Below are 25,529 nucleotides of genomic sequence, written 5' to 3'. Positions count from 1 at the left end.
GACGTTCCTCAAATCGCCTGCGGGTCTGCGCGCCGGGACACGATGATGATGGGGCGACATCTCCGCCGCGAACGCTGTGAAGTGAGGAACCACCATGCGCGTCCTGGTGACCGGAGGCGCCGGGTACGTCGGGTCCCACACGGTGCTCCAGCTGATCGGGGCCGGGCACGACGTCGTCGTCGTGGACGACTTCTCCCGGGGTGCACCCGCCGCTCTGGAGCGCGTCGAGGTCCTGGCCGGCCGGCCCGTGCCCGTGCACGCGTTCGACACCGCCGACATCGACGCCCTCGAGCGGCTCTTCGACGCCGAGGGCTTCGACGCCGTGATCCACCTCGCGGGGGTCAAGGCCTGCGGCGGCGCGCGCGGCGCGCGACCGCTCGACTGCTACGAGACCAACCTCGGCACCACGTTCACGCTGCTGCGGTGCATGGCCTGGTACGACGTGAACCGGCTGGTCGTGTCGTCGTCGTCGGGCGTGTACGGGGAGGGCCGCGACCTGCCGCACCGCGAGGACGCCCTCTTGGCGCCCACCGACCCGGTGGGCCGCAGCCACGCCATGAACGAGCAGATCCTGCGCGACGTGGTGGCCGACGCAGGCCCGAAGGTCCGCGTGGGTGTGGTGCGCCACTTCACCGCGTCGGGCGCACACCCGTCCGCGACGATCGGTCCCGACCACGCCGGGGCGTCGGCAAACCTGCTCCCGGCGATCGCCGAGGCCGCGACCGGGCGCGAGCACCTGGTGGTGCACGGCGACGACCATCCCACCCCGGACGGCACGGTGATGCGCGACTACGTGCACGTCGACGACCTGGCCGCGGGACACGTCGCCGCGCTGGCCGCCCTCGACGACACCGACCGCCCGCTGTCGACCTGGAACCTCGGCAGCGGCCGGCCCACCAGCGTCCTCGAGCTGGTCCGGGCCTTCGAGTCGGTCACGGGCCGCACGGTGCCGTACCGGGTCGCGCCCCGCCGGGAGCACGACGTCGCCGTGTCGTACGCCGACGCCGCCCGCGCCGACGCGGAGCTGGGCTGGCGCGCCACCCGGAGCGTCGAGGACATCTGTCTCGACCACTGGCGCTGGCACCAGCGCAACCCGGCCGGGTACCCGGCCACGCTCGCCCCCACCACCCCATGGCGCGGGGGCGTCGGGCACCGGCTGCGGCTGGTCTCCCAGGTCCCCGCCGTCTCGTCCTGGTAGATCAGTCCCGGTAGATCAATCCCGGTAGATCAATCCCGGTAGATCAATCCCGGTAGATCAGTCCTTGGTGGCCCGGTAGTACCGCAGCGCGCCGGGATGCAGCTCCACCGGGTCGGTGAAGATCGCCCGCACCCGGTCCAGGTTGGCCGCCGACGGCACCTGCGCGGAGATCTGGGACCGTGCGTCGAACAGCGTGGACACCAGCGTGCGGGCCTCCGCCGCGGGCATGTCCGCGCGCACCATGAGGAAGTTCGGCACGGCGAGGGTCTCGACCGCCGCCGGGGACCCGTACATCCCCTCGGGCACGATGCCGTGCCGGTAGCCGCTGCCGTACATGGAGCGCACCTCCTCGACCACGTCGCCGAGGGGCACCAGGCGCACCGGGGTGTCGTCCACGAGCGCCGTCAGTCCGGGGGTGCGCAGGCCGCCGGACCAGAAGAACGCGTCGATCTCCCCTGCCCGCAGGGCCGTGATGGACTCGTCGAGGCCGAGGCTGGAGCCGGTGAGCTTCTCGGCGGGCAGGTCGGCGGCCGCGAGCACCCGGTTCGCGATCAGCGCGGTGCCGGAACGGGGCGCGCCGAGGGAGACGCGCTTGCCCCGCAGGTCGGCGAGGGTGCGGACGTCCGAGTCCGCGGGCACCACGAGGTGCACGAAGTCGTCGTAGATGCGCGCGAGGGCGCGCACGTCGAGCGGCTCGGCGAACTCGCCGTCGCCGGCCACGGCGTCGCGCGCGGCGTCCGCGGCGCTGAACGCGATCTGCGACGTGCCGGCCGCCAGGCTCTCCAGGTTCTCCACCGACCCGCCGGTCTCGGTCACCTCGACGGGCACGCCGTAGCGCTCCTCCAGCGCCTCCGCGAGGCCGACGCCGTACCCGTGGTAGATGCCGGTCGAGCCGCCGGTAGAGACAGTGAGCGCGTCGGGGCGCTGCCCCTCCCACGGGTCGTCGGCGGCCTCGCCCCCGACACAGCCCGCCAGCACCAGCAGCGCGAGCAGCCCAGCGGCGAGCGGCGCCGCTGGGCGGTGGGCGCGGTGGGCGCGGGTCGACGCGACCACCAGAGCGCTCACGACGCGCCGCCCTCAGGCAGCGCCGGCACCCGCAGCCGCACCTCGAGGCCGCCGCCGTCCGGCAGGGAGAGCCGCAGCCCGCCGCCGCCGGTCGCGAGCAGCTCCGAGGCGATCGCCAGGCCGAGCCCCGAGCCGCGCACCGTGCTGTGCCCGGGCGAGCGCCAGAACCGCTCCGCGAGCCGCTCAAGCTCCTCCTGCGGCACGCCGGGACCCTGGTCGCGGAGGGCGATCTCCACCAGGCCCCCCACGGGTCCGTGCTCCGTGCTTTCGCCCGTCGTGCCGTCGGGCACCGCCGTCACCGTGACGTCCACCCGCCCGCCTTCCGGGGAGAACTTCACCGCGTTGTCCATCACCGCGTCGAAGGCGCACTCGAGCACGATCTCGTTCACCTCGGCCCAGGCCTCGCCGTGGCCCTCGACATGGCCCTCGACGTGCAGCTCCCGGCCGACGGCGAGCACCCGCCACCCGTCCACCCGCCGCGCGACCAGCTCCGTCACGTCCACGGGGTGCGCGCCGGTGGCGAGGTTCGCGTCGTCGGCCAGCAGCAGGAGGGCGTCCAGGATGTGCGCCAGACGCACCGCCTCGGCGCGCACGTGCGCCACCTCGGTAGCGTGTTCGGGCTGCGTCGACAGGGCCAGGTCCTCGACCCGAAGCATCAGGGCGTTGAGCGGGTTGCGCAGTTCGTGCGAGGCGTTCGAGACGAACTCCTGCTGCCGGTTCATGGAGTGCTCCACCTGCGCGGCCATCGCGTTGAAGCGCGTGATGACCTCCCGCAGCTCGGGCGGGCCCGCCGACGGCGGGATGCGCGCGTCGAGGCGGCCGCGGCCGATCTCGCCCATCGCCGTGTCGACCGCCCGCACCGGGCGCAGCACCCAGCCGGCGGTGCGATGGGCGATGACGACGGCGAGCACGCACATCACCAGGCCGGCCGCGACGAGGATCCCCCAGCTCGACCAGATGCTGCGCGACACCTCGTCCGCGTCGGAGACCGTGACGACCGCGCCGACCAGGTCTCCGCCGTCGTACACCGGCTCCGCCACCACCACCCGGGCCGCCTTCCACGGCAGGGAGCTCAGCACCGACTCGCCGCGCCGTCCGGCGAGGGCCGCCTGCCGCTCTTCGACCTGCTCGACGTCGAGCCCGCTGGAGGCCCACGTGGCGCCGGACTGGTCGACGACGGCCGCGTCGACGCCGTACACCTCCCGGTAGCGGTCCAGGTCGCCCTTGACGATCTCCGGGGCGTCGGCAGCGAGCGACTGGCGGGCCGTGATGACGAGGTATCCGGCGTCCGCGAGGCGGTCGAGGTAGACCTCCTGCTGGTTGGCGCGCGCCACGTTGCCCGCGTACGCGGCGCCGAGCAGCGCCAGCACGAGCACGCACGGCACGAAGAGGATGATCGCCAGCCGGGTCCGCATCGACGCCTAGGCCCCCGCGCCGCCGTGCGCGGCACCTTCGGTACCTCCGGCACTGTCGGCGCTGTCGGCGCTGTCGGCACCGTCCGGCGCGGCCACGCGGTAGCCCACGCCGCGCACCGTCTCGACCACGTCCGGCTCGCCGAGCTTGCGGCGCAGCGACGCGACGTGCACCTCCAACGTGCGGCCGAGCCCCTTCCAGCTGGACCCCCACACGTCGCGCAGGATGCGCTCGCGCGTGAGCACCGAGCCGCGCTGCCGCACCAGCAGGGCGAGCAGGTCGAACTCCTTGCGAGTGAGCTCGACGGTCGAGCCCACCGCACGGCGCACCTCGCGGCGCGCCAGGTCCACCACGACTCCGCGCACCCGCACCCGGGCCGCCGCGGCGTCCGCCCGCGGGCCGTCCCACTCGCGGCCGCGGCCGCGGCGCAGCACGGCGTCGATGCGCGCGAGCACCTCACGCACGTCGTACGGCTTGGTCACGTAGTCGTCCGCGCCCAGCTCGAGGCCGCGGATGCGGGCGTCGAGGCGGGTGCGGGCGGTGACCATGATGATCGGGGTGTCGGAGACGCGGCGGATGCGGCGGCAGACCTCGAAGCCGTCGATGTCGGGCAACGACAGGTCGAGCAGCACCAGGTCGGTGCCCGGGCTCAACGCCTGGAGCGCGGACGCGCCGTCGCGCGCCCGGACCACCTCGTAGCCGTGCCGCCCGAGCACGGACACGAGCGCGCCGGCGACATGATCGTCGTCCTCGACCACGAGCAGCTGCACGGGACCGTCCCTCCGCCGGGCGCCTGGAGCGCACAGGTTAGCGGAGGGCCCTGACCTCGACCGGACCGCGAGACGGCAGCCGCGGCGTCACAGCCACCCCACGCGCCGGAAGACGCGATACAGCACCACGCAGCCCACCACCATGAGCGCCAGCGCGAACGGGTAACCGAGCAGCCAGTGCTGCTCGGGCATGTGCGTGAAGTTCATGCCGTAGATGCCGGCCACCACGGTGGGATACACCAGGATCGCCGCCCAGGCGGAGATCTTCCGCATGTCCTCGTTCTGCCGCACGGACACCTGCGACAGGTGTACCTGCAGCATGTCGGAGAGCAGGTCGTCGTGGGCGTCGAGGTGGCGGTCGACCCGTTCGACGGTCGACGCGACGCGATCCAGCGAGCGCCCGTCCGCGACGACGCGATGGGAGTCGCTCGTGTCGGTAAGCTCCGGCAGCTCCGCTGCGATCGGCAGCAGCGCCCGTCGCGCCTCAGTGATCTCGCGCTTGAGGTCGTAGATCCGCTGCACCGGGTCCTCCACGTCGGGATCGAAGACGATCCGCTCCGTGTCCGCCACCGCGTCCCCGAGCTCCACCTCGACGTCCGACGCCTCCCCCACCAGGCCGAGCACGATGGCCAGCGCGATCCGCTGCGCCCCCTCGCCGTGCGTCGAGCCCGCACCGCGCAGCCGCTCGAGCGCCCGCTCGTGCACCCTCGCGCCGCCGGCCTCGTACGTCAGCACCGCGTCCGGCCCGGCGAGGATGCCGAGCTCGCCCGTGTGCGCCTGGCGGTCGTCCTCCGTGAACCACACGGTCGGGGTGACGACGGCCACCCAGTCGTCGTCGAGCCACCGCACCGCGGCCGTCGGGCGCCGCGGCAGCTCCCGCGCGATGGCGTGCACCCCGCTGAGACGCTCGTGCAGCGCCGGGTCGATCGCCGCGGCCGCGTCGAGGAACGCCCGCTTGTCCGTCGCGTGCACCCAGCGCGCGGCGTGCGCGTCGTCGGCGGCGTCGACCGGCGGGCCGTGCGTCCCGACGAACCACTCCGCGGATCCGGTTCCTGAGGTCTCGTCGTCCGTCACTCCCGCATTCTCGGGCGAACAGGACAGGTCTGCGCGGTGGACCTCTTGACGAGGCTCGGTTTAAAGTTCATAGTTCATGATCAATAGTCAGACATACGCCCGAACGGAGCCGTCCGTGAACTGGATCGTCATCGGGGGATCCCCCCTCTCGCCGGGGGCGCTGCTCGCCGCGGCGGCCCTCGCCGCAGCTGCCCTGCTCTGGTGGGACGGCCGTCGGACGACTGCACCGACTGCGGCCGGGATCCGCGCCGTGCGGCACGCGACCCTCACCAGTGCGACGGCCTTCGCCCTCCTCGCCGTCGGGTTCGCCGCCCCGGTGCTGTGGGCCGTCGTCCTCCTGCCGGTGCAGATCCCGACGCGCACCATCGCCGTCCTCTCGCTGCTCGGCCTCTGGGGGTTCCTCGGCGTCAGCGCCGTCGGAGAGCTCACGTGGCCGAGGCCCCGCGGCGAGAGCCGGCAGGCACGCCTGGTCACCCGGACGACATCGGACGTCGTCGCGACCTGGGCACGACGACGCGTGTGGATCGTGGTGGGCGCGCTCGCCGTCGTCACGGTCGTCCTCGGCCTCGCCGCGTCCGGGCCCCGCACCATCTCGCGCATCGAGGCGGGCCGGATCGTGCACACTGTGGGCCCGTTCCCCGGTTGGCTCTGGACCGTCCCGATCCTCGTGGCGGCGCTCGTCGCTGCGGCGCTGACGGAGGCGGTCCTCCGGCTCGTGGCCCTACGGCCTGCCGTCTGGGACGTCGACGAGACGTGGGACATGTGGCTCCGACGGCGGATGGCACGTCGTGGCGCCCGGGTGGCGCAGCTCGTCCTCGGCCTCGCGCTCGCGGGCGTCCTCGGCCTGGCCGGGCTGTCGCTGCGCATGCTCGGGCTCGGCAGCCCCGGCGTCGACGGGACGTCCGGACCCCCCGCGCCGGGCTTCGTCGTCATCGGTGACATCACCCTCTGGATCGCCGTCGCCGTCGGCCTCGGCACGGTGCTGGCGGCAGCATGGCCCGTTCGCGACCCGATGCCGACGGCGACGACACGCCCCTCGGCCGAGGGGGCACGGTCATGACGCTCACCGTCGGGGTGGACACGACGTCGACGGTGCCGCACTACGAGCAGCTCCGCTCCCAGCTCGCCGCGCTCATCACCGCGGGGACCCTGGCCGACGGCGAACGCCTCCCGACGGTCCGTGCGCTCGCCAACGACCTCGGCATCGCCCCGGGCACGGTGTCCCGGAGCTATCGCGACCTGGAGGCGACCGGGCTGGTGCGCTCGCGCCGCCGGGTCGGCACGCTCGTCACCGCTCCCCCGGCAGCTCTCGACCGTTCCGCCGTCACCGGTGCCGCGCGCCGCTTCGTCCAGCTGGCGCGCGACCACGGCCTGACGGACACCCAGGTCCGCGACGCCATCGCAGCGGAGCTGGTGCTGTCACGGGCGCCCTCCTCGTCGCTGGCAAGCAGGGCCGTCAGGACGTGATCACGTCGGCAGTTCGGGTTCAGGTCGGCAGTTCGAACTGCCGACCTGCGCCTCAACTGCCGACCTGAACTGCCTCCTCGACCGGCCGGGCGTCCGCGGCGCGCCGCGCCACGGCCGCGGCGCCCACGCCCGCCGCGACGAAGATCGCCCCCAGCACGAGCCAGCCGGGCGTGCCGAACCGGATGGGCAGCGCGGTGACGACCACCGGCGCGGCCATCCCCGCCAGGGCGTAGCCGGTCTGCGACAGGCCCTGGTAGGCGCCGGTACGACGCGGGTCGGCGAGCTCGAACGCCATCCCCCAGCCGCCCGCCTCGGACATGACCTCGCCGAGCGAGTGCGCGACGGCGGCGAGCACCAGCAGAGCCGTCGCCGCCACGAGGCTCCCGTGCCCGGCCGCCGCGTACAGCACGCACGCCGCCGCGAGCAGCACGGCCCCGCGGCGCACGGCCCGGCCCGCGCCCCGCACGTCGTGCGTGCCCCGCGACGCCCGCACCTGCAGCAGCGCCACCATCGCGGTGTTGACCACCAGCAGCGCGGACACGACGGCGGTGGGGGCGTCGGTGGTCGCGACCCACAGCGGCACGCCCACGGTCATGACGCCGAACTGCATGGCCACGACGGCGTTCAGGACGACGCTCGCCACGTACGTCCGGTCGCGCAGCGGGTGCGGGGCGACGGTCGCGGGCGCCGGGTCGGCGCCGGGCGTGGGGGCGGGAGCGTCGGCGAGCAGCCGCGCGGCCAGGTCTGGCACCCGGCGCGGCAGAAGTACCAGCGGGACGACCGCGAGCAGCAGCAGCACCGCCGTCGCGACCATCGCGGTGCGGTACGCCGCGGCGGTGTCGAGCAGGAGGGCAACCGCTGCGGCGAGCGTGCCCAGCCCGATGAGGACGTTCGTCACGACCCGCAGCCGCGCGCGTACCTCGACGCGTTCGGGACCGGTGAACCAGCGGGCGAGCAGCGCCTGCCGCGCGGTGGCCTGCACGCCGCGGCCCGCGCTGACGACGACCGCGACCGCGGTGAAGGTCACGGCGTCGGCGCTGAACGAGTACGCCGCGAGCGCCACCGCCTGCGCCACCAGGCCCCACACCTGGACCCGGTGCGCGCCGCGCCGGTCCGACCAGCGCCCCGCGAGGAACGACCCGACCACGCCCGCCCCGCCCGCGATCCCCAGGCCGAGCCCGACCGTGCCGGCCGACAGCCCGATCACGCGCGTGAAGTACAGGACCGACACCGTGTAGAAGACGCCGGTCGAGGTGGCGAAGGCCATGGTCGAGAACGTCAGGGCGCGGGCCACGGGGTCCCGTGGGAAGAGGGTCTGGATCACGGCACCAGTAGGCGATGCCCCGGCGCCCGGCACGAAAGGATGTAGCGCTGCCCTTCACCTATGCTCACGGGTTGGGACGAGCGGCGGCACGAACGACGGGGACGGACGCGCTGATGGGATGGATGCGCTACGAGCTGGCGGGTATGGACCTCGCCGACGTGCGGTTCGCCGTCTCCCCGCTGAACGAGCTGGTCCTGTCGCTGCGCACCTGGCGCGAACCGGGCCGCTACCCGCTCCACCTGCCGTGGTTGCGGCACACCCAGGAGGCCCGCTCGCGTCTCGACGGCGAGATGCTGCTCGCGCTGACCAACGAGGTGCTGTGGACGCCGGACTTCCTCACCCCGCGCCCGCGCAGTCCGCTCACCCGGATCGACGACGAGCTGGCCGTCGTCGCCGCGACCGCGGACGACGTCGTCGCCCGCGAGCTCGCCGCCCTGAACCCTGGCGGCCGCCCCGCTCCGCTCCGCGACCTGCTCCCCCGCGTGCGGCGACGGCTGCTCGATGCGCTGACCGCCTACTGGGACGCGTGCTTCGCGCCGTACTGGCCGCGGATGCGCGCCGTGCTCCAGGCCGATGTCGTGCACCGCGGCGCGGTGATCTCCGCGCACGGCGCGGGCGCGATGTTCGCCGACCTCTCGCCCCGCGTGTCCTTCGCCGACGGCGTGGTGAGCGCGCGGCTCGGGAGCTCGACGAAGGATCTGCGACGGGCCACGACCGGCGAGGGCCTGACGCTGGTGCCCACGCTGTTCACCAGTGGCGCGTCCGCCCCCATCTCCGCCGACGAGCCGCCGATGATCATGTACGGTGCGCGCGGCAAAGGCACGCTGTGGCAGGCGGAGCGGCACGTGGCGGACGCGGCGCTCGTGGCCGTGCTGGGCCGGGCGCGGGCGGGGCTGCTCACGACCCTCGAGCACCCCGCGTCGTCCACCGAGCTGGCCCGGCGCCTGGACGTGACCACCAGCGCCGTCAACCAGCACCTGCGCGTGCTGCGCGACGCGGGCCTGCTCACCTCCGCGCGCGCCGGCCGGTCCGTGCTCTACCTGCGCTCCGAGGTGGGCGACGCGCTGGTGGGCGGCTCGACGACCTGACGCGGGCTCAGCGCGGGACGACGACGACACGCGCCAGGTGCGCGTCGAGCACGTCGAGCGCCCATCCGGGGTCGTCGCCCGGGTCCTGCCGCACCACGTGCAGCGCCAGCCCGTCGACGAGGGCGTGCAGCCCGCGCACCTCGAGGTCGGTCGCGGCACGGCCGGTGAGCGCGGCGAGCGCCCGCGCGCACACCCCGCGGATCGCGTCCTGGGTGTCGCGGTGCCCGGCGCGCAGGGCCGGGTCTGTCATGGCCGCGGTGCCGAGGGCGAGGTAGGCCTCCATCTCGATGCGCCGCTCGGCGTCGAGGGGCAGCAGCTGGGCGAGCAGCGCGCGCGGCCCGCCGGCGCTGTCGAGGTCGACGGCGTCGACCCGTTCCTCCAGGCGTTCGAGGACCAGCGCCACCGCGCGCTCGCGCACGCTCGCCACGGTGGGGAAGGTGTAGCGCAGCGAGCTCTGCGGCAGGCCGGCCTCGGCGGCGACGTTGCGGACGGACAGCGCCTCGAGACCATCGCGCACGAGGACGCGCCACGCGGCCTCGGACACCCGGCGCTGGCGTTCGTCCCTGTCGAGTCGTTGCGGCACCCCGCCATGTTCGCACAGTCGTGCGAAGTGTGTTAGAAAGTTCATCATCGCACGCTCGTGCGAAGACGACCGTCGAAGGGAGATGAGCAGGAATGGACTGGCTGATCCTGATCGCCGCCGGCGTCCTCGAAGCCGTCTGGGCCACGGCCCTGAGCGCGTCCAGAGGCTTCAAGCGCGTGGTGCCGACCGTCGTCTTCCTGGTCGCGCTGGCCCTGAGCATGTGGGGGCTGGCGCACGCGATGCTGACCATCCCCGTCGGCACTGCCTACGCGGTATGGGTGGGCGTCGGCGCCGTGCTGACGGTCGTCGTCGCGATCGCCCGGGGCGAGGAGCGACTGTCCGTCGCCCGGGCCCTGCTCCTGGCCGGCCTGGTCGGGTGCGTCGTCGGACTCAAGGTGGTGAGCTGAGATGGCAGCTCGGATGACAGCTCGGACGGCATGGGCGATTCTGCTGGTCAGCGCCGTGCTGGAGGCCGTCTGGGCCACGGCGCTCGGCGCGTCCGACGGGTTCTCGAACCCCGGGGCCACGGCGCTCTTCGTGGTGGCGCTGGCCCTGAGCATGCTCGGCCTCGGCTACGCCGCCAAGCAGATCCCGATCAGCACGGCCTACGCGATCTGGACCGGCATCGGCGCGGCGCTGACCGTCGCCTGGGCGATGTTCAGCGGCACCGAGGCCGTCACGCTCCTCAAGATCCTGTTCCTCGCGGGGATCATCGTGTGCGCCATCGGGCTCAAGGTCGTCAGGGACGCGCCTCGCGACGGTGCACCACCTGCGCCGCGGCCTGGTCCCGCGGCATGAGCAGCACCTGGTCCACGTTGACGTGTGACGGCCGGGTGGCGATCCACGCCACGGTGTCGGCGACGTCGTCGGCCGTGAGCGGCTCGACGCCCGCGTAGACGGCGTCGGCCCGCTCCTGGTCGCCCTTGAAGCGCACGAGCGAGAAGTCGGTGTGCACCATGCCGGGGTCGATCTCGCTGACCCGCACCGGCTGGCCCAGCAGCTCGAGGCGCAGCACCCGCGTGAGCGCCGCCTCGGCGTGCTTGGCCGCGTTGTAGCCGGCGCCGCCCTTGTAGGGCTCGCGGCCCGCGATGGAGCCGATGGTGATGACCTGGCCGTCGCCGCTGGCGATCAGGCTCGGCAGCAGCGCCTTCGTGACGCGCACGGTGCCGAGCACGTTGATGTCGTACATGCGCTGCCAGTCGGCGAGGTCGGCGTCCGCCACGGAGTCCGAGCCCAGCGCGCCGCCCGCGTTGTTGACCAGGAGGTCGCAGCGTCCGAACCGCTCGTCGACCGCCCGCGCGAACGCCTCGACTGACGCGTCGTCCGTGACGTCGAGCGCGATCGCGGCGCCGCCGACCTCGGCCGCCACCTGCTCCAGGCGGTCGAGACGCCGCGCACCCAGCACGACGTCGAACCCGCTCCCGGCCAGCGCCCGGGCGCTGGCCGCCCCGATCCCGCTGCTGGCTCCGGTGACGACGGCGACGCGGGTGGAGCTCGGCACGCTCGGCATGGTGGTGGCCTCCTCGGGGGACGGGATCGGCCCGGCGGCACGGCGGCCGCGAGCTCTCACGATCGTAGTGGCCGATCGTGCGCATGACCTCGCAAGTCATGGCACGACCGCCTCACGTCGGGCAGCGTGGGCCTCGCCGCCATTCACCTGGGCGGCTCCACGAGAGGGAGGGACGTCGCCATGGCTGCCTACGTGATCGCGCATCTGTACGAAGCTGCTCCGCACCCGGAGATCGCCGAGTACATGGAGAGGATCGCCGGGACCTTCGCGCCGCACGGCGGCCGCTTCCTCGTCCACGCGACGCAGCATGAGGTCAAGGAGGGCGGCTGGCCCGGACACGTGGTGATGATCGGCTTCCCGGGGATCGACGAAGCACGCGACTGGTGGGCCTCACCGGCGTACCAGGAGATCGCACCGCTGCGCTCGGATCACATCGAGGGCGACATCATCATGGTCGAGGGCGTCCCGGCGAGCTATGACCCGACCGGCGCCGCGGAGGCGATGCGGGCCGCCCTGGCCTGACCAAGGCCGCGCCGGGCCGGGTGCTCGGCGAATTCGGTGGGCGGGCGCACCGGCGTCGATCCGCGTCCCGTCACCGACCCAGCAGCTGCCGGGTGCGGTCGTCGGCGGGCAGGAAGGTCTCGAGATGGAGGCCACCGAGGGTGACGTCGGAGGCGCTCTCGATCCGGCTGGCCACGCTGAAGAGGCGGAGCACCTCGTCGCTTCCCTCGATCTCCAGCGGGACGACGGGGTCGACCGACGGTCGGGCGGGTGGCCCTCCGCCCGAGGGGTAGGCGGTGACCTCGTCCTGGAGCTCGACCAGGTCCGGGTCCCCGCCGGTATGGGCGATGCGCTGCTCGAGCTGGTGCAGCAGGTGCGCGCGCCAAGTGGGCAGGTTGCGGATGCGCGGCGCGAGGCCTCGCGGGTGCAGGCAGAGCCGGATCACGTTCAGCGGCGGCTCCAGCAGACGCGGGTCACAGCCGGCGACCAGCGCATCGACGGGCTCGTTGGCGTCCACGACGTCCCAGTGGTCGTCGAGGAGCAGGGCCGGGTACGGCCTGTGGGCGTCCAACAGGGACCGCAGCCCGGCCATCACCGGCGCGAGAGCCTCGTCGTCGGTGGCCCGGTGCGGGTAGCGAGGAGCGAAACCCCCGGCCAGCAGAAGTCGGTTCTGCTCGCCCGAGGGCACCTGCATCGCCCCGGCCAGCCGGACGATCATCTCGGGCGTCGGCCGGGACCGTCCGTTCTCGACGAAGCTCAGGTGCCGGGTGCTCACCTCCGCCTGGGTGGCGAGCGCGAGCTGGCTGAGGGATCGCAGCTCGCGCCAACGGCGCAGCTCGCTGCCGACCGACGGGAACGGCACCGGTGAGGTCATGCCCGGAGTGTAGGGAGCCCGCGTCCCGCCTCTACGGCGCGACCGATGTTCGAGGCAGTCCTGCGGACGTACCGAGCGGTCACGTCCGGCCGCGCGACACCCCCGCCGTGGCGAGCAGGTCCTCGTGCAGCTCCATCCACACCCCGTGCACGGACCGCGCGCCGACCCCGGCCACCCGCGAGCCGTCACCACCCATCGCCGCGGCCAGCGCGTCGTCGAGCCGCTCGTCGTAGCCGGCGAACCGGTCGAGGACGGCGGCAAGCCGCGCGAGCAGCGGCCGCACCCCGTCGACGACGTCGGCCAGCTCGTCGAGCACCCGCCCGTCCCAAACGGCGTCGCCGTGGTCGTTGACGTCGAGCCGGCCCGCGGGACCGGGTCGCAGCTGCCAGTCGGTGCACGCCTGCCGCAGGCGGCCGTTGAGCGGGTCGAAGGGGTCGAGCACCTCGCGAACGACGGTGGTGGCGCGCCCGGTCGGGTCGCCCGCCAGCTCGGCCGCGACGAGGCGCCCGTCCTCGGCTCGGCCGCGCTCGGTGAGCGACCAGCCGCCCGACCCGGCGAACTCCGCCCAGGTCACGTGACCGTAGGCCTCGAGGTCCAGCAGGGTCTCTCGTACGACGCGGACGTCCAGACCGTAACGCGCGGCCGCGGCCGCGTCGTCCGCCGTGCCGAGCACGCGCACGGCGTGCAGCACGAGCAGCCCGGGCTCCGAGGCGGCGCTCACGACGACTCCCCCGACCGCTCCCCCGACCGTGCGACCAGCCGGTCGAGGCGCTGCTGTACCGCCTGGGGCGAGCCGAGCCGCATCGCCGCGGCCATCCGCCCCCAGGTGTGACCGGCCGCCCGCGCGGAGAACAGCGCCGCCGTCTCGAGCTGGTCGGCCTCGGCGCGCGCCGCCGGGACCAGGGCGAGCGCGGCGAGCGCACCCGCGGCGTCCTGCTCGGGGGTGAGCTCGCCGCGGGCGGAGCGCCACAGGTAGTGGCGCACGAGGTCCGTCGCGGACGGTGGCACGGACGCCGGCTGCCACGGGCGCGGCTTCAGCGCGTCCGCGCCCAGGTCGAGGAGGGTGCGGCGGCCCCGGGCCTCGGCGTCCGCCGCGTGCTGGTCCGTGGCGTGGTCGGCGTCGTGGGGGTTGCGATCCATCCCGCGACCGTGCACCATCAACATCCCGTTGTCAACGTGCTGTTGATGACGATAGCCTTCGTCCCCGCACGTCACTCTCCGGGCGGCGGAAGGCGACGCACGGGGACAAAGGTGGGCGCCCGGCCCTCGACCTCCGTCCGGGAACGTCGTCGACGCAGGGCTCATGGATGACGCACGGGGACGGAGGTGGAGCGTGACCCTGACAGTTCCCCTGGACGCCGCCACCGCGGCGCACGGCGGCAAGGCCGCGACGCTCGCGCGCCTGCGGCGGCTCGGGCTTCCCGTGCCGGACGGCTTCGTCGTGCCCGCCGCGGTCGTCGACGAAGACCTGGCCGCGGCGGTCCTCGCCGGGCTCGACGAGCTGACGGGCACCGGCGCACCCGCCGACGCGGCCCTGGCGGTGCGGTCGTCGGCGGCCGACGAGGACGGTCCGGCGGCCTCGGCGGCGGGGCAGTACGACAGCGTGCTCGGGGTGGTCGGGGCGGACGCCGTCGTCGCCGCGGTACGCGCCTGCCGCGCCTCGGCCTCCGGGCGGCGCGCCGTCGCCTACCGCTCCGCGACGCGACAGCCCGGCGCCGGTGCACCGCCCGGCGGGCTGTCCGACGAGCCGTCCGACGAGCCGTCCGACGAGCCGTTCGATGGGCCGGGAGTCACGGTGCTGGTGCAGCGCCTGGTCGACGCCCGCGCCGCCGGCGTGCTGTTCACCGGCGACGGGCGCACCGTGATCGAGGCGTCGTGGGGGCTCGGCGAGAGCGTGGTGCAGGGCGCCGTCGACCCCGACCGGTTCACCGTCGTCGACGGCCAGATCGCCGACCGCCGCACGAGGTCCAAGCGCACCCGGGTCGACCGCTCCGCCCATGACGTGGCCCACCGCATGCTCACCGGCACCACCACCCGCGAGGTCCACACCCCCGATCAGGACCACCCCTGCCTTGACGACGCCACCGCGCTCCGCCTCGCCGCGCTCGGCGAGAGCGTGGCACACCTGCTCGGCGGCCCGCAGGACGTGGAGTGGGCGGTGGACGACGACGGCACGGTGTGGCTGCTCCAGGCCCGCCCGGTGACGGCCGCCCTCCCCGCCCCCCGCTGTGAGCACGCGGATGACCCTGTTTCGAGCACCGAGGTGGGCCAAACGCGCGCTCACAACACTCGGGGGGTCCTCACGGGGACGGCGGGCAGCGGCGGACGGGCCAGCGGGCCCACCCGGGTGGTGCGTGGCCCTGACGACTTCACCGCCGTCCGCCCGGGCGACGTGCTCGTGTGCCGGGAGACGGACCCGGCGTGGACGCCCCTGTTCGGCATCGTGGCGGCGGTCGTCACCGAGACGGGCGGGCTGCTCTCGCACGCGGCGATCGTCGCGCGCGAGCTGCGGCTGCCGGCGGTGCTCGGCGTGCCCGCCGCGAGCGAGGCCCTGCGCGACGCCGGCACCGTCACCGTGGATGGCGACGCCGGCACGGTGGACGTCGCCCCAGGTCACGACTGACGCCAGCCCCAGGCCGCCCGTGGACGCGCCGTCCACGGCGTGGGAGCATCCGGCCATGACCCCGACCGGACCGCGCCCTTCGGCGGGCCTGGCCGGGCCCCGGGCTGCCGTCGACGACGCGATCGGGCCTTTCACCGACGAGCGGCCGTGCGCACCGTGGGGGCTCCGCGTTCTCGCGACGCTGCTCGACTCCGCGCTCGTGGCGGCGGTGGTCTTCCTCGCGACGGGGGCGGGGCCGACGCTCGCCGCGCTGCCCGGCCTGGGCAAACCCGGCGGGACCGGCGGGAGCGGCGGTGCGGCGTGGACGGCCGGGACCCTGCTGGCGCTCGGCGTCCTCCAGGCCTACACCGGCATGACGCCGGGCAAGCGGGTGGCGCACGTCGCGGTGGTCGACGACGGTTCCGGCCGGCCCATCGGGCTGTCCGGTACCGTGCAGCGCTGGTTCGCGCACGTGCTCGACGCGATCTTCCTCATCGGCTACATGCGCTCCGCCTTCCGCCGCGACGGCCGCACCTTCGCCGACTCCCTGCTCGGCACCGTCGCCGTGCGCACGACGACACCCGAGCCGCACCCCGGCGTCGCACGCCTCCGCGCCGCCCGCGACGTGCGGGCGCCGTGGCTGCGCTGGCCCCGCCGCCTGACGGGCGCCGTCGCGCTCGTGCTGTGCGCCGCGGCCGTCACCATGGGCGTGGCCCACGGCCTGGCCGATGCCTCCCGTGCGGACGCCCCCTGGTGGTCCATTCCCCGCGCCGACGTCGCGTCGGCCGCGCCCTGGACGACCGCGCACTGACCCCGCGGGGTCGCGGGAGATCAGGGACGGAACGACGTCTGCCCGTGCGGGGACTTGGCGAACGCGAGGACCTTGTCGGCGACGACGCGGAAGACCAGCGCCCGCTGGCCGCGCGGGTCGAACGACTCGTCGTCGTTCTCGAAGTCCCAGGCGTCGCCGTACTTGGCACGGAACGCGTCGGCAAGGCGCCGCAGCTCCGCCTCGCCGGTGACCCGCACGGCGGAGCCCTCGACGACGACGTCGAGCCCGTCGTCCCACGCCTCCGACCCGATGGTCACCGCCACGTGCGGGCCGGCGGCCAGGTTGCGGGCCTTCTGCTCGTCGGGGCCCGTGCAGAACACGAAGCCGTCGTCGGTCCACAGCCCCACGAGGGGCGTGACGTGCGGGCGACCGTCCGCCCGCACGGTCGTGAGCCGGTAGAGGGTCGCGGCCGTCAGCGCGGCCTCGACCTCCCGCCACGGCGTCGGCTCCGCGGCCTCGCTGAAGCGTGCGTCCAGGGTTCCGGTGTTGGTCATGTCGTGGCAGACCGGCTGGGGCGACGGAACTCGTCGCCCCAGCGATCGCGGACGGCGCGCACCAGTATCAGCACGCCCGCCGCCGCCCCGGCGCCGACGACGGTGAGCAGCACGCGCTCGCCCACGCCGGCGACGGCCGGCCCGCCGGGAGCGACGGCGATCACCGTCACGGTGAGCAGCGCCGCGAACACCCACATCGGCGCGACCAGGTAGGCGACCACGGTCGCGACGCCTCCGACGACGACCAGCGTCATGACCACGGCATGGGGCGGGGCGATCTCCGCGAGGCCGGCGGCGACGAGCCCGCCGAGCACGGTGCCGCCCGCGCGGGCGAGGGCCCGCGACGAGATCTCGCCCGTGCGCGGCACCAGGACGACGTAGAAGGTGAGCAGGAGCCACCACGAGTGCGTGTCCGGGTAGTAGGTCATCGCCCACCAGGTGCCGACCCCGGTCAGCAGCACGAGGGCACCCGTGTAGAACGCGGTCTCCGGCGCGGTCGCCGGCACCTCGCTCCGGCGGCGGGCGTCACGGGTGAGGACCGCGACCAGCAGCGCCGTCCACAGCCCGCCCGCGAGCACGGTGAGCGCCACCGGCCACGACCCGGCGAGCGTGCGCGGGTCGGCGGCCCCGACCGCCACGGGCGAGACCGTGAGGATGGCGGCCGTCGTCGCGGCCGGCGGTCCGCCCGCCGTCCAACCCCGGCGGGACGCGAGGCCCAGGGCCGCCGAGACGAGCACGACGAGGAGCGTCGCCGTCCACACCTGCCGGCCCGCCAGCGGCGCCACCAGTGCCAGGAGCCCGGTCACCGTCGCGACCGCCCACGGCCGCCGGGGCGAGGCGAGCGCGGCGGTCGTCGCCGGCAGCATCCCGAGGTAGTACGGCAGCACGAACGACGGTGCGGCCACGACCAGCACCACGGCCGGAGCGACGGCAGCCAGCGCCGCCGCGAGGAGCCGGCGCCGGGACGGGTGGGCCACAGGTGCCGGTGGTGCCATGTACCCCAGGGTGCCTGGCCCTACTTGATCGCGCCCATCGACAGGCCGCGCACCAGCTGCTTCTGCGCGATCCAGCCGGCGAGGATCACCGGCAGCGATGCGAGCAGCGCCGCGGCGCACAGCCGCGCGAGGAACAGCCCCTCGCTCGTCATCGTCGACACGATGAAGATCGGCACGGTGGCAGCCTGCGACGCGGTGAGGTTGAGCGCGAAGAAGAACTCGTTCCACGCGAAGATCACGCAGATGAGCGCCGTCGCGGCGATGCCGGGCGCGACCATCGGGATGAGCACGGAGCGCAGGGTCTTCATCAGCCCCGCGCCGTCGACGGCGGCGGCCTCGAGCACCTCGGCCGGGATCTCCTGGAAGAACGAGCGCATCATCCACACCGCGATGGGCAGGTTCATCGCCGTGTACAGCACGACGAGGGTCCAGATGTTGTCGAGCACCTTGAGCTGCCCGGCGATGACGTAGATCGGCACGATGACGGCCACGACCGGCAGCATCTTGGTGGAGATGAAGAAGAACAGCACGTCGCTGACCTTCTCCACCGGCCGGATCGACAGCGCGTACGCGGCGGGGATGCCGAGGATCAGCACGAGGACCGTCGACACCCCGGTCGCGATCGCCGAGTTCGCGACATAGGTGCCGGACTCGCCGATCACCGCCCGGAACTGGTCGAGCGTCGGGCTGAAGAACCAGGTGGGCGGGCTCGACGACGCCTGGCTCTCCTGCTTGAAGGCCGTCGTCGCCATCCACAGGACGGGGAAGAAGAACCCGAGCGCGAGGATCCAGGTGACCGTCGTGAGCAGGCCGCCGGTGACGCGTCCGCGCCGGCGCTCGGTGCGCGCGGGCAAGGGACGCGGGGCGGGTGTGCGCGTGGCCGTTTCGGTGGCGGTCATGCTCACTCCTTGACGTCGAAGCTGCGGAAGATGAGGCGCAGCGCGAGGGAGGCGACGATGATCGTGGCGATGACGACGACCACGCCCATCGCGGCGGCCTGCCCGACGTCGAAGCCGAGGAAGGCGCGCTGGTAGATGTAGAACGGCAGGTTGGCGCTCGCCGTCCCGGGGCCGCCGGCGGTCATCAGGTAGATCTGGTCGAACGTGTTGACCACGTAGATGATCCCGAGCAGCACGCCCAGCTCGATGTACCGGCGCAGCTGCGGCAGCGTGATCGAGCCGAACGTGCGCCACCACCCGGCGCCGTCCATCGCGGCGGCCTCGAGCACGTCCTTCGGCTGGGCCTGCAGCCCGGCGAGCACGAGCAGCATCATGAACGGCGTCCACTGCCACACGAGGGCCATGAGGATCGCGACGATCGGGTACGTCGAGGTCCAGTCCACCGGGTCGATACCCACCAGCCCGAGCGTCCAGTTGACCAGCCCGTACGTGGGGTTGAGCATCGCCATCGACCACAGCACCGAGGTCGCGACCGGCATGATGAGGAACGGCGTGATGAGCAGCGTGCGGGCCACCCCGCGGCCGCGGAACGGGCGGTCGAGCAGGATCGCCAGCACGATCCCCAGGACCATCGCGACGAGCACGCACCCGAGGGTGATGACCACCGAGTTGAGCGCCGTCTGGCGGAACACCGAGTCGCGGGCGATGTCCGCGTAGTTGGCGAGCCCGACGAACTGGTCGGACTCCGGGTTCAACAGGTTCCGCGAGCGCAGCGAGTACCAGATCGTCACGAGGAACGGGATCTGCGTGACGACGATCGTGAAGATCAGCGCGGGCAGCAGCGGCCCACGGCGGCGCCAGCGCTCGGCGCGCGAGTACCGGTGCTTGTCGGACCGCGCGGCCCGCTGGGCCTGGGCGCGGCGGAGGCTCCCGGCCTGCGCGGTGACGGCGGTCATCGCTCGCCCCTCTCTCGGTAGGTCTCGGCGACGGTCTCGGCGTAGCGCTGGGACTCCTCGAGCGCCGCGTCCACCGTCTTCTGACCGGCGACGGCGGCCGAGATCTGCTGGCCCACCCGGGTGCCGAGGTCCTGGAACTCCGGGATCCCGACGAACTGGATGCCCGGGTACGGGACGGGCTGCACCATGGTGGCGTCCTGCGTGGCCTCGTTCATGGCCGTCAGGGTGGCGTCGGCGTACGCCTCGGAGACCTCCGCGTACTCCGGGATCTCGTATGTCGACAGCCGGCTGCCGGGCGGCACCCGCTCCCAGGAGAGCTGCTCGCCGACCAGCTTGATGTAGTCCTTGTCGGTCATCCAGGAGACGAAGTCCCAGGCCGCGTCCTTGTGCTCGCTGGTGGACGGGATCGCGAGCGACCACGAGTACAGCCAGCCGGCGGCGTCGGTCTTCTCGACCGGCGCGGGCACGTACCCGGTCTTGCCCGCCACGGTCGACGACGCCGGGTCCTCGATGGAAGAGACCATCGAGGTCGCGTCGTACCACATGGCGGCGTTGCCCTGGGCGAAGCGGGTGAGGCAGTCGCCGAAGCCCGACGTCGCGGCGCCGGGCTGCCCGTTCTCGCGCACCGTGTCGACGTAGGTCTGCACGGCCTCCTTCACCTCGGGCGAGTCGAGCCGGGCGTTCCAGTCCTCGTCGAACCACTGGCCGCCGAACGTGTTCATCACGGTGGTCAGCGGCGCCATCACCTCGCCCCAGCCGGCCAGGCCGCGCAGGCAGATGCCTGAGAAGTCCTGGGCCGGGTCGTTCAGCTCCGCCGACAGCTCGCGCACGTCGTCCCAGGTGGGTCGGTCGGGCATGGTCAGGCCCTGCTGCTCGAAGAGGTCCTTGCGGTACGCGAGGAACGACGACTCCCCGTAGAAGGGCACCGAGTACAGGTCGCCGTCCACCGACAGCGCCTCGCGCACGCTGGGCACGAAGTCGTCGGGGTCGTAGCCCTCCGTGGCGTCGGCGTACGGCTGCAGGTTCTCGATCCAGCCGTTCTCGGCCCACATCGGCGTCTCGTAGTTGGAGATCATCACGACGTCGAACTCGCCGCCGCCGGTGGCCACGGACGCGGTGATCTTCGCGCGGGCCTCGTTCTCCGGCAGGCTCACGAACCGCACGTCGATGCCGGGGTGCTCGGCGCGGAACTCGTCCTGCAGCGAGATCGCATCCTGCATCTGGGGGTTGGACACGATGGCGACGACGATCTGCTCGCCGTCTCCCCCGCCTGTGGCGCCGGCGCCGGCGCACGCCGTCAGGCCGAGCCCGATGGCGGCGGCGCTCACCGCAGCGGCCAGGGATCTGCGCCGGGTTCGTGATCCGAACATCGCTGTCCTCACGTCGCTGGTCGGTTCGAGCAGTGGTCCGTTCGAGAGCCTGGCGCACAGATGAGATGCGGCGCTGCGCTCATCTGTCTGGACAGTAGTTCGTTATGCTCAGGTGAGCAAGGCCTTGGCGCTCACACGTCGGTCGAGCCTGTCGAGACCGCGAACCGGGTTTCGACAAGCACAACCAGCGATCGGGTTTCGACAAGCTCAACCAGCGATCCGGTTTCGACAAGCTCAACCAGCGATCAGAAGGGTGGTTCCGTGACCGACGCCGAGCACGCCCGGCTCCTGGTGGAGGTGAGCCGCGACTACTACATCGACGGCCGCTCCAAGGTGGAGATCGCCCAGCAGCACGACATCTCGCGGTTCCAGGTGGCACGCCTCCTGACCGAGGCGCGGGAGACCGGCGTCGTGCGCATCGAGATCTCACCGCCCGCCCACCTGGACGGCGACCGAGCCGCCCGCCTCGCCGAGCGGCTCGGCGCCCGACAGGTGGTGGTCGTGCCGTCCGGGACCGGGCTCGACACCGCGCGGGCGGCCGTGGCCCAGGCCCTCGGTACGGTGCTCGGCGAGCGCGCCCGCCCGGGCACGACGATCGGCGTCTCCTGGTCGCGCACCATCGAGGAGGCCGTGCACCACCTCGGCACGCTGCCTCCGTGCGACGTCGTCCAGCTCGTCGGGGCGCTGCCGGTGAGCGGCGCCGGCGACTCGCTCGGGCTGATCCAGACCTTCCGCGCCATGCCCGGCGTGCGCACGTGGCCGGTGTGGTCGCCGCTGCTGGTCAGCGACCCGGCCACCGCCGCCGGCATGCGGCGGCAGCCGGAGATCGCGGCGGCGCTCGACCGCGCCGACGCGCTCGACCTCGCGGTGATCGCCGTCGGCGCCTGGACCGACACCGGCTCCACCGTGTACCCCCAGGTCACGGGCGACGAGCGGCGCGCGGCGGCCGCCGGCGGCGCCGTCGCCGAGTGCTCGGGGCGCCTCTTCGACGCCGAGGGCAGGCGCGTCGTGACGCCGCTCGACAGCCGCGTCGTCGGCGTCAGCCTCGACCAGCTGGTACGCACGCCCGAGGTGGTGGCCGTGGGCTACGGCGCGCAGGCCGGGGCCGGCCTGCGCGGCGCGGTGCTGGGCGGCATCGCCACCGTGCTCGTGTGCGACGAGGCGGCGGCCCTCGAGATGGAACGCCTCGCGACCGAGGCGGACCGCACGGCCGACTGAGCGTTGTCCCAGGTCGCTCCCGTCGTTCGCGTTGCGGGCACCCGCGGCTGCGCCGAGCCTGAGGGTGAGCAAGGGAGGCCACCATGACCGAGACCGGCGAGCATCGCTCCAGGCCCGACGACCTGCCCGACAACCGGCCCGGCGACCGGCCCGGCGACCGGCCCGGCGACCAGCGCGGCACCGACGTCCCCGACACGCCGCGCGCCCCCGCGGACGCGCCCCGACCCTCGGGGGGCCGGGCGCTCAAGGCCACCCTGCGCGAGTTCGGAGCCGACCAGTGCACCGACCTCGCGGCCGGGCTGACGTACTACGCCGTCCTGGCCTCGGCCCCGGCGCTGCTGGCGCTCGTGTCGATCCTCGGCCTGGTGGGCGACGCCGAGAAGGCCATCGACTCGGTGATGACCATGGTCGAGGACTTCCTGCCTGCGGACATGGTCGCGATCGTCGAGCCCCTGGTCGACACGGCCGCGAACTCCACCGGCGCGGGCGTCGCGCTCGTCGTCGGCCTCGTGCTGGCGCTGTGGTCGGCCTCCGGGTACGTGGGCGCCTTCGGCCGGGCCATGAACCGCGTGTACGGCATCGCGGAGGGTCGCCCGATCTGGAAGCTACGGCCGGCGATGCTCGCCCTGACGCTCGTCGTCGTGGTCCTGGTGGCGCTCGTCGTCGCCAGCCTCGTGCTCTCCGGGCCGATCGCCCGGTCCGTCGGCGAGGCGGTCGGGCTGGGCGACGTCGCGATCACCGTCTGGAACATCGCCAAGTGGCCCGTCGCGCTGATTCTCGTGGTGATCGTGATCGCGATGCTCTATCACTTCACGCCCAACGTGAAGCACCCGCGGTTCCGCTGGATCAGCGCCGGCGCGGTGGTCGCGATCGTCGTGTGGGCGATCGCGTCGGCGGCGTTCGGGTTCTACGTCGGCCGATTCGGGGACTACGGCTCGTACGGCATCCTCGCGGGCGTCATCGTCTTCCTGCTGTGGCTGTGGATCACCAACCTCGTGCTGCTGTTCGGGGCGGAGCTCGACGCCGAGATCGAACGCAGCCGCGAGCTCAACGACGGCATCGCGGCCGAGGAACAGGTCCAGCTCCCGCCGCGCGACACCCGCGCCAGCGACAAGAAGGCCGCCAAGCGCGCCGATGCCGTCGCCGACGCGCGGGCCGTGCGGGAGGCGGCCGCCCGCGGCAACGCTGGTTGAGCCTGTCGAGATCCGCTGGTTGAGCCTGTCGAAACCGAGTCGTGGTCTCGACAGGCTCGACCGACGAGTCGTGGGTTCGACAAGCTCAGCCGGCGACGAGCGCCTCCACCGTCGCCCGCGCGCCCAGCGTGTGCAGGGAGTCGAGTGCCGCGGTGTACGCCGCCACGAACCGCGGCTCGGACGCCAGGTCGCCGAAGAGCTCCTCGTCGCGGACGAAGGCGAGCGGGTCGTCGCCCTGGCGGGCCGCGGCGGTCTTCAGCCGGTCGGCGAGACGGTCGACGATCTCGATCGGCTCGCCCTGCTCGTCGACGGCCTCGTCGTACCGCGCCCAGGCCGCGATGACGGCGGCCGAGCGGTGGATCTCGCCGCCCGAGGCGAGGTTGGCCCGCACCACGGGCACCAGCCACTTCGGGATCCGGTCGGACGACTCGGCGCACAGCCGGGCCAGGGTGTCGCGGACGTGCGGGTTCGCGAACCGCTCGATCAGCGTGGCCTCGTACTCCTCGAGGTCCACGCCGGGCACGGGCTTCAGCGTCGGCTCGCCCTCGCGCGCCATGTAGTCGCGCAGGAACCGCACGAACGTGTCGTCGGCGCAGACCTCGTGCGCGTACCGGTAGCCGGCCAGGTAGCCGAGGTAGCACAGGGCCTGGTGGCTGCAGTTGAGCAGGCGCAGCTTCATCAGTTCGTACGGCTCGACATCGTCCACCAGCTGCGCGCCGACGGTCTCCCAGCGCGGCCGCCCGCCGACGAAGCGGTCCTCGATCACCCACTGCGTGAACGGCTCGGCGACCACGGGCCACGCGTCGTCGACGCCGAAGCGCTCGGCGACCATGGCACGGTCCTCGTCCGTGGTCACCGGCGTGATGCGGTCCACCATCGAGTTGGGGAACGGCACGTGCTCCTCGATCCAGGCGGCCAGGTCGGCGTCCTTGAGCCGGGCGAAGGCCGCGAACATGCGGTGCGCGACATCGCCGTTGCCCTGGATGTTGTCGCAGCTCTGCACCGTGAACGGCGTGATCCCGCGGTCACGACGACGGCGCAGCGCCTCGGTGACCAGCCCGAACGTCGTGGCGGGCACGGCGCCGGGCTGCAGGTCCGCCTGCACGGCCGGGTCGGCAGCGTCGAACTCCCCCGTCACCGGGTTCACGTTGTAGCCGCCCTCGGTGACGGTGAGCGAGACGATGCGGATCTCCGGCGACGCCATCTTCTCCAGCACCGCCTCCGGGTCGTCGGGGGCGAGCAGGAACTCGACGATCGACCCGATGACGCGCCCCTCCAGCGTGCCGTCCGGGTGCTTGAGCACCAGCGTGTACAGGCCGTCCTGGGTGGTGAGGGCGTCGCGCATGCGGGCGTCGTGCGGCAGCACCCCGACGCCGCAGATCGCCCAGTCGAATGCCTCGCCCCGGCTCATCAGCCGGTCCAGGTACATGGCCTGGTGCGCGCGGTGGAACCCGCCCACCCCGAGGTGGACGATCCCGGCGCGCAGCCGCGAGCGGTCGTACGCCGGCACGGCGAGCGGCAGGTCGCCGTCCGCCAGGGAGGCCACGGTGTCGGCACTGAGTGCAGTCATGGTGCGTCCTTGCTCGGTCGAGGTGCGGGAACCCCAACGTAGCAAACGAGCACAGACGAGCACATTGAACGGCACAGATGAGCACGCGCCGTCGGAGGTGCGTCCAGGCGAGCCGGCTCAGCGACGCGTGAGGCGCACCACCGGGATGACCCGCGACGTCTTGCGCTCGTACCCTGCGATGCCGTCGGACATCGCCTTGAACCGGGCCCAGGCCTCGTCCCGGGCGTCGTCCAGGAGCTCATCGGCGCGCACCTCGACGACGCCGTCGTCCGGGGTTTCGATGCTCACCTCGGGGTGGGCCAGGAGGTTGTGGTACCACGCGGGGTTCGCGGGGCTGCCCGCCGCGGAGGCCGCGATGAGCCATGACTTCTCGTCGTCACGGATCGCCCCGAGGGGGACTACGCGCTCGGTACCCGAGCGCGCGCCCCGGTGGTGCAGCAGCACCAGCCTGCGCCCGATCCCCATGGTTGTGACGGACCCGTCGTTCGCGCGGAACTCTTCGATGATCTGCTGATTCCAGTCGGCCATCCGGG

28 protein-coding genes are annotated in these 25,529 nt (G+C 73.4%); 11 read left to right on the top strand and 17 right to left on the bottom strand.

Going from position 1 to position 25,529, the window contains the following annotated elements; translation table 11 throughout:
* Positions 1-94: 94 nt before the first annotated feature.
* Entirely contained in the window at positions 95-1,198 is a 1,104-nt protein-coding gene (galE, locus tag AC1C2W_RS16135; protein ID WP_495413678.1) for a UDP-glucose 4-epimerase GalE, read from the top strand.
* A gap of 57 nt (positions 1,199-1,255) precedes the next feature.
* On the opposite strand, the gene AC1C2W_RS16130 is transcribed toward galE, so the two are convergent.
* From AC1C2W_RS16130 to AC1C2W_RS16115, 4 genes are all read right to left on the bottom strand, one after another.
* On the bottom strand, positions 1,256-2,263 hold the full coding sequence (locus AC1C2W_RS16130) for a TAXI family TRAP transporter solute-binding subunit (protein WP_495413677.1): 1,008 nt from the start codon (positions 2,261-2,263) through the stop codon (positions 1,256-1,258).
* Positions 2,260-3,678, bottom strand: coding sequence for a sensor histidine kinase (locus tag AC1C2W_RS16125; protein WP_495413676.1), 1,419 nt, complete (start codon positions 3,676-3,678; stop codon positions 2,260-2,262). Before AC1C2W_RS16125 ends, AC1C2W_RS16130 begins: the two co-directional genes overlap by 4 nt.
* Positions 3,679-3,684: 6 nt before the next feature.
* Complete coding sequence (locus AC1C2W_RS16120; RefSeq protein WP_495413675.1) at positions 3,685-4,446, bottom strand: response regulator transcription factor; 762 nt, start codon at positions 4,444-4,446, stop codon at positions 3,685-3,687.
* A gap of 87 nt (positions 4,447-4,533) precedes the next feature.
* Positions 4,534-5,520 (bottom strand): CorA family divalent cation transporter, encoded by a 987-nt coding sequence (locus AC1C2W_RS16115; protein ID WP_495390534.1) that lies wholly within the window; start codon positions 5,518-5,520, stop codon positions 4,534-4,536.
* A 115-nt stretch (positions 5,521-5,635) separates the two neighbouring features.
* Here AC1C2W_RS16115 and AC1C2W_RS16110 point away from each other — a divergent pair, with 115 nt between their 5' ends.
* Positions 5,636-6,580 carry a hypothetical protein gene (locus tag AC1C2W_RS16110; protein ID WP_495413674.1) on the top strand — a complete coding sequence of 315 codons (945 nt, stop codon included), beginning with the start codon at positions 5,636-5,638 and terminating at the stop codon, positions 6,578-6,580.
* Positions 6,577-6,987, top strand: coding sequence for a GntR family transcriptional regulator (locus AC1C2W_RS16105; RefSeq protein ID WP_495390532.1), 411 nt, complete (start codon positions 6,577-6,579; stop codon positions 6,985-6,987). The genes AC1C2W_RS16110 and AC1C2W_RS16105 overlap by 4 nt, the downstream gene beginning before the upstream one ends.
* 52 nt (positions 6,988-7,039) lie before the next feature.
* On the opposite strand, the gene AC1C2W_RS16100 is transcribed toward AC1C2W_RS16105, so the two are convergent.
* Positions 7,040-8,311: an MFS transporter gene (locus AC1C2W_RS16100; RefSeq protein WP_495413673.1), complete on the bottom strand. Its 1,272-nt coding sequence runs from the start codon at positions 8,309-8,311 to the stop codon at positions 7,040-7,042.
* A gap of 113 nt (positions 8,312-8,424) precedes the next feature.
* Here AC1C2W_RS16100 and AC1C2W_RS16095 point away from each other — a divergent pair, with 113 nt between their 5' ends.
* Positions 8,425-9,399, top strand: a complete 975-nt coding sequence (locus AC1C2W_RS16095; RefSeq protein WP_495413672.1) for an ArsR/SmtB family transcription factor — start codon at positions 8,425-8,427, stop codon at positions 9,397-9,399.
* A gap of 7 nt (positions 9,400-9,406) precedes the next feature.
* Here AC1C2W_RS16095 and AC1C2W_RS16090 read toward each other — a convergent pair whose 3' ends face one another.
* On the bottom strand, positions 9,407-9,982 hold the full coding sequence (locus AC1C2W_RS16090; RefSeq protein ID WP_495413671.1) for a TetR/AcrR family transcriptional regulator: 576 nt from the start codon (positions 9,980-9,982) through the stop codon (positions 9,407-9,409).
* 92 nt (positions 9,983-10,074) lie between these two features.
* Here AC1C2W_RS16090 and AC1C2W_RS16085 point away from each other — a divergent pair, with 92 nt between their 5' ends.
* Together AC1C2W_RS16085 and AC1C2W_RS16080 are read left to right on the top strand one after the other, a co-directional pair.
* Positions 10,075-10,389, top strand: coding sequence for a DMT family transporter (locus AC1C2W_RS16085; RefSeq protein ID WP_495413670.1), 315 nt, complete (start codon positions 10,075-10,077; stop codon positions 10,387-10,389).
* Between the two features lie 13 nt (positions 10,390-10,402).
* Positions 10,403-10,780: a DMT family transporter gene (locus AC1C2W_RS16080; RefSeq protein ID WP_495390527.1), complete on the top strand. Its 378-nt coding sequence runs from the start codon at positions 10,403-10,405 to the stop codon at positions 10,778-10,780.
* Here AC1C2W_RS16080 and AC1C2W_RS16075 read toward each other — a convergent pair.
* Complete coding sequence (locus tag AC1C2W_RS16075; protein ID WP_495413669.1) at positions 10,722-11,552, bottom strand: SDR family NAD(P)-dependent oxidoreductase; 831 nt, start codon at positions 11,550-11,552, stop codon at positions 10,722-10,724. The two genes, AC1C2W_RS16080 and AC1C2W_RS16075, sit on opposite strands and share 59 nt — an antisense overlap.
* 66 nt (positions 11,553-11,618) lie before the next feature.
* Between AC1C2W_RS16075 and AC1C2W_RS16070 the strand changes: the two genes are divergently transcribed.
* Positions 11,619-12,014 (top strand): DUF1330 domain-containing protein, encoded by a 396-nt coding sequence (locus AC1C2W_RS16070; RefSeq protein WP_495413668.1) that lies wholly within the window; start codon positions 11,619-11,621, stop codon positions 12,012-12,014.
* A gap of 70 nt (positions 12,015-12,084) precedes the next feature.
* On the opposite strand, the gene AC1C2W_RS16065 is transcribed toward AC1C2W_RS16070, so the two are convergent.
* From AC1C2W_RS16065 to AC1C2W_RS16055, 3 genes are all read right to left on the bottom strand, one after another.
* Positions 12,085-12,867: a helix-turn-helix domain-containing protein gene (locus tag AC1C2W_RS16065; RefSeq protein WP_495390524.1), complete on the bottom strand. Its 783-nt coding sequence runs from the start codon at positions 12,865-12,867 to the stop codon at positions 12,085-12,087.
* Positions 12,868-12,946: 79 nt separating this feature from the next.
* Positions 12,947-13,588, bottom strand: coding sequence for a transcriptional regulator (locus AC1C2W_RS16060; RefSeq protein ID WP_495413667.1), 642 nt, complete (start codon positions 13,586-13,588; stop codon positions 12,947-12,949).
* Positions 13,585-14,007: a DNA-binding protein gene (locus AC1C2W_RS16055; protein WP_495390522.1), complete on the bottom strand. Its 423-nt coding sequence runs from the start codon at positions 14,005-14,007 to the stop codon at positions 13,585-13,587. Before AC1C2W_RS16055 ends, AC1C2W_RS16060 begins: the two co-directional genes overlap by 4 nt.
* A gap of 193 nt (positions 14,008-14,200) precedes the next feature.
* Between AC1C2W_RS16055 and AC1C2W_RS16050 the strand changes: the two genes are divergently transcribed.
* Both AC1C2W_RS16050 and AC1C2W_RS16045 read left to right on the top strand, forming a co-directional pair.
* A complete protein-coding gene (locus tag AC1C2W_RS16050; protein WP_495413666.1) occupies positions 14,201-15,490 on the top strand; it encodes a PEP/pyruvate-binding domain-containing protein in 1,290 nt (429 codons plus the stop codon).
* A gap of 55 nt (positions 15,491-15,545) precedes the next feature.
* Positions 15,546-16,280 (top strand): RDD family protein, encoded by a 735-nt coding sequence (locus AC1C2W_RS16045; RefSeq protein WP_495413665.1) that lies wholly within the window; start codon positions 15,546-15,548, stop codon positions 16,278-16,280.
* Positions 16,281-16,300: 20 nt separating this feature from the next.
* Here AC1C2W_RS16045 and AC1C2W_RS16040 read toward each other — a convergent pair whose 3' ends face one another.
* Genes AC1C2W_RS16040 through AC1C2W_RS16020 form a run of 5 tightly spaced genes read right to left on the bottom strand, consistent with a single transcriptional unit; the run spans position 16,301 to position 21,015 of the window.
* Positions 16,301-16,795 (bottom strand): pyridoxamine 5'-phosphate oxidase family protein, encoded by a 495-nt coding sequence (locus AC1C2W_RS16040; RefSeq protein ID WP_495390519.1) that lies wholly within the window; start codon positions 16,793-16,795, stop codon positions 16,301-16,303.
* Positions 16,792-17,790: an FUSC family protein gene (locus tag AC1C2W_RS16035; RefSeq protein WP_495390518.1), complete on the bottom strand. Its 999-nt coding sequence runs from the start codon at positions 17,788-17,790 to the stop codon at positions 16,792-16,794. Before AC1C2W_RS16035 ends, AC1C2W_RS16040 begins: the two co-directional genes overlap by 4 nt.
* Before the next feature lie 20 nt (positions 17,791-17,810).
* Entirely contained in the window at positions 17,811-18,689 is an 879-nt protein-coding gene (locus AC1C2W_RS16030) for a carbohydrate ABC transporter permease (RefSeq protein ID WP_495390517.1), read from the bottom strand.
* A 2-nt stretch (positions 18,690-18,691) separates the two neighbouring features.
* Positions 18,692-19,645: a carbohydrate ABC transporter permease gene (locus AC1C2W_RS16025; protein WP_495413664.1), complete on the bottom strand. Its 954-nt coding sequence runs from the start codon at positions 19,643-19,645 to the stop codon at positions 18,692-18,694.
* A complete protein-coding gene (locus AC1C2W_RS16020) occupies positions 19,642-21,015 on the bottom strand; it encodes an ABC transporter substrate-binding protein (RefSeq protein ID WP_495413663.1) in 1,374 nt (457 codons plus the stop codon). The genes AC1C2W_RS16025 and AC1C2W_RS16020 overlap by 4 nt, the downstream gene beginning before the upstream one ends.
* Before the next feature lie 261 nt (positions 21,016-21,276).
* Between AC1C2W_RS16020 and AC1C2W_RS16015 the strand changes: the two genes are divergently transcribed.
* Positions 21,277-22,233, top strand: a complete 957-nt coding sequence (locus AC1C2W_RS16015) for a sugar-binding transcriptional regulator (protein ID WP_495390514.1) — start codon at positions 21,277-21,279, stop codon at positions 22,231-22,233.
* An 83-nt stretch (positions 22,234-22,316) separates the two neighbouring features.
* Positions 22,317-23,426 (top strand): YihY/virulence factor BrkB family protein, encoded by a 1,110-nt coding sequence (locus AC1C2W_RS16010; protein WP_495413662.1) that lies wholly within the window; start codon positions 22,317-22,319, stop codon positions 23,424-23,426.
* Positions 23,427-23,511: 85 nt separating this feature from the next.
* Here AC1C2W_RS16010 and AC1C2W_RS16005 read toward each other — a convergent pair whose 3' ends face one another.
* Together AC1C2W_RS16005 and AC1C2W_RS16000 are read right to left on the bottom strand one after the other, a co-directional pair.
* On the bottom strand, positions 23,512-24,996 hold the full coding sequence (locus tag AC1C2W_RS16005) for a mannitol dehydrogenase family protein (protein ID WP_495390512.1): 1,485 nt from the start codon (positions 24,994-24,996) through the stop codon (positions 23,512-23,514).
* A 117-nt stretch (positions 24,997-25,113) separates the two neighbouring features.
* Positions 25,114-25,524, bottom strand: a complete 411-nt coding sequence (locus AC1C2W_RS16000) for a nitroreductase/quinone reductase family protein (protein WP_495390511.1) — start codon at positions 25,522-25,524, stop codon at positions 25,114-25,116.
* Positions 25,525-25,529: the final 5 nt, after the last annotated feature.

It is taken from the genome of Isoptericola sp. Y581 (assembly GCF_059445475.1).
This window is presented reverse-complemented; position numbering and strand designations above follow the sequence as displayed.

Bases quoted from the DNA above. Each gene is read 5' to 3' on its own strand.
- AC1C2W_RS16080 (WP_495390527.1), top strand. From the start codon at position 10,403: ATGACAGCTCGGACGGCATGGGCGATTCTGCTGGTCAGCGCCGTGCTG.
- AC1C2W_RS16010 (WP_495413662.1), top strand. From the start codon at position 22,317: ATGACCGAGACCGGCGAGCATCGCTCCAGGCCCGACGACCTGCCCGAC.
- AC1C2W_RS16030 (WP_495390517.1), bottom strand. From the start codon at position 18,689: ATGACCGCCACCGAAACGGCCACGCGCACACCCGCCCCGCGTCCCTTG.
- AC1C2W_RS16055 (WP_495390522.1), bottom strand. From the start codon at position 14,007: ATGGATCGCAACCCCCACGACGCCGACCACGCCACGGACCAGCACGCG.
- AC1C2W_RS16085 (WP_495413670.1), top strand. From the start codon at position 10,075: ATGGACTGGCTGATCCTGATCGCCGCCGGCGTCCTCGAAGCCGTCTGG.
- AC1C2W_RS16020 (WP_495413663.1), bottom strand. From the start codon at position 21,015: ATGTTCGGATCACGAACCCGGCGCAGATCCCTGGCCGCTGCGGTGAGC.
- AC1C2W_RS16005 (WP_495390512.1), bottom strand. From the start codon at position 24,996: ATGACTGCACTCAGTGCCGACACCGTGGCCTCCCTGGCGGACGGCGAC.
- AC1C2W_RS16025 (WP_495413664.1), bottom strand. From the start codon at position 19,645: ATGACCGCCGTCACCGCGCAGGCCGGGAGCCTCCGCCGCGCCCAGGCC.
- AC1C2W_RS16000 (WP_495390511.1), bottom strand. From the start codon at position 25,524: ATGGCCGACTGGAATCAGCAGATCATCGAAGAGTTCCGCGCGAACGAC.
- AC1C2W_RS16045 (WP_495413665.1), top strand. From the start codon at position 15,546: ATGACCCCGACCGGACCGCGCCCTTCGGCGGGCCTGGCCGGGCCCCGG.
- AC1C2W_RS16065 (WP_495390524.1), bottom strand. From the start codon at position 12,867: ATGACCTCACCGGTGCCGTTCCCGTCGGTCGGCAGCGAGCTGCGCCGT.
- AC1C2W_RS16095 (WP_495413672.1), top strand. From the start codon at position 8,425: ATGGGATGGATGCGCTACGAGCTGGCGGGTATGGACCTCGCCGACGTG.
- AC1C2W_RS16035 (WP_495390518.1), bottom strand. From the start codon at position 17,790: ATGGCACCACCGGCACCTGTGGCCCACCCGTCCCGGCGCCGGCTCCTC.
- AC1C2W_RS16105 (WP_495390532.1), top strand. From the start codon at position 6,577: ATGACGCTCACCGTCGGGGTGGACACGACGTCGACGGTGCCGCACTAC.
- AC1C2W_RS16125 (WP_495413676.1), bottom strand. From the start codon at position 3,678: ATGCGGACCCGGCTGGCGATCATCCTCTTCGTGCCGTGCGTGCTCGTG.
- AC1C2W_RS16040 (WP_495390519.1), bottom strand. From the start codon at position 16,795: ATGACCAACACCGGAACCCTGGACGCACGCTTCAGCGAGGCCGCGGAG.
- galE (WP_495413678.1), top strand. From the start codon at position 95: ATGCGCGTCCTGGTGACCGGAGGCGCCGGGTACGTCGGGTCCCACACG.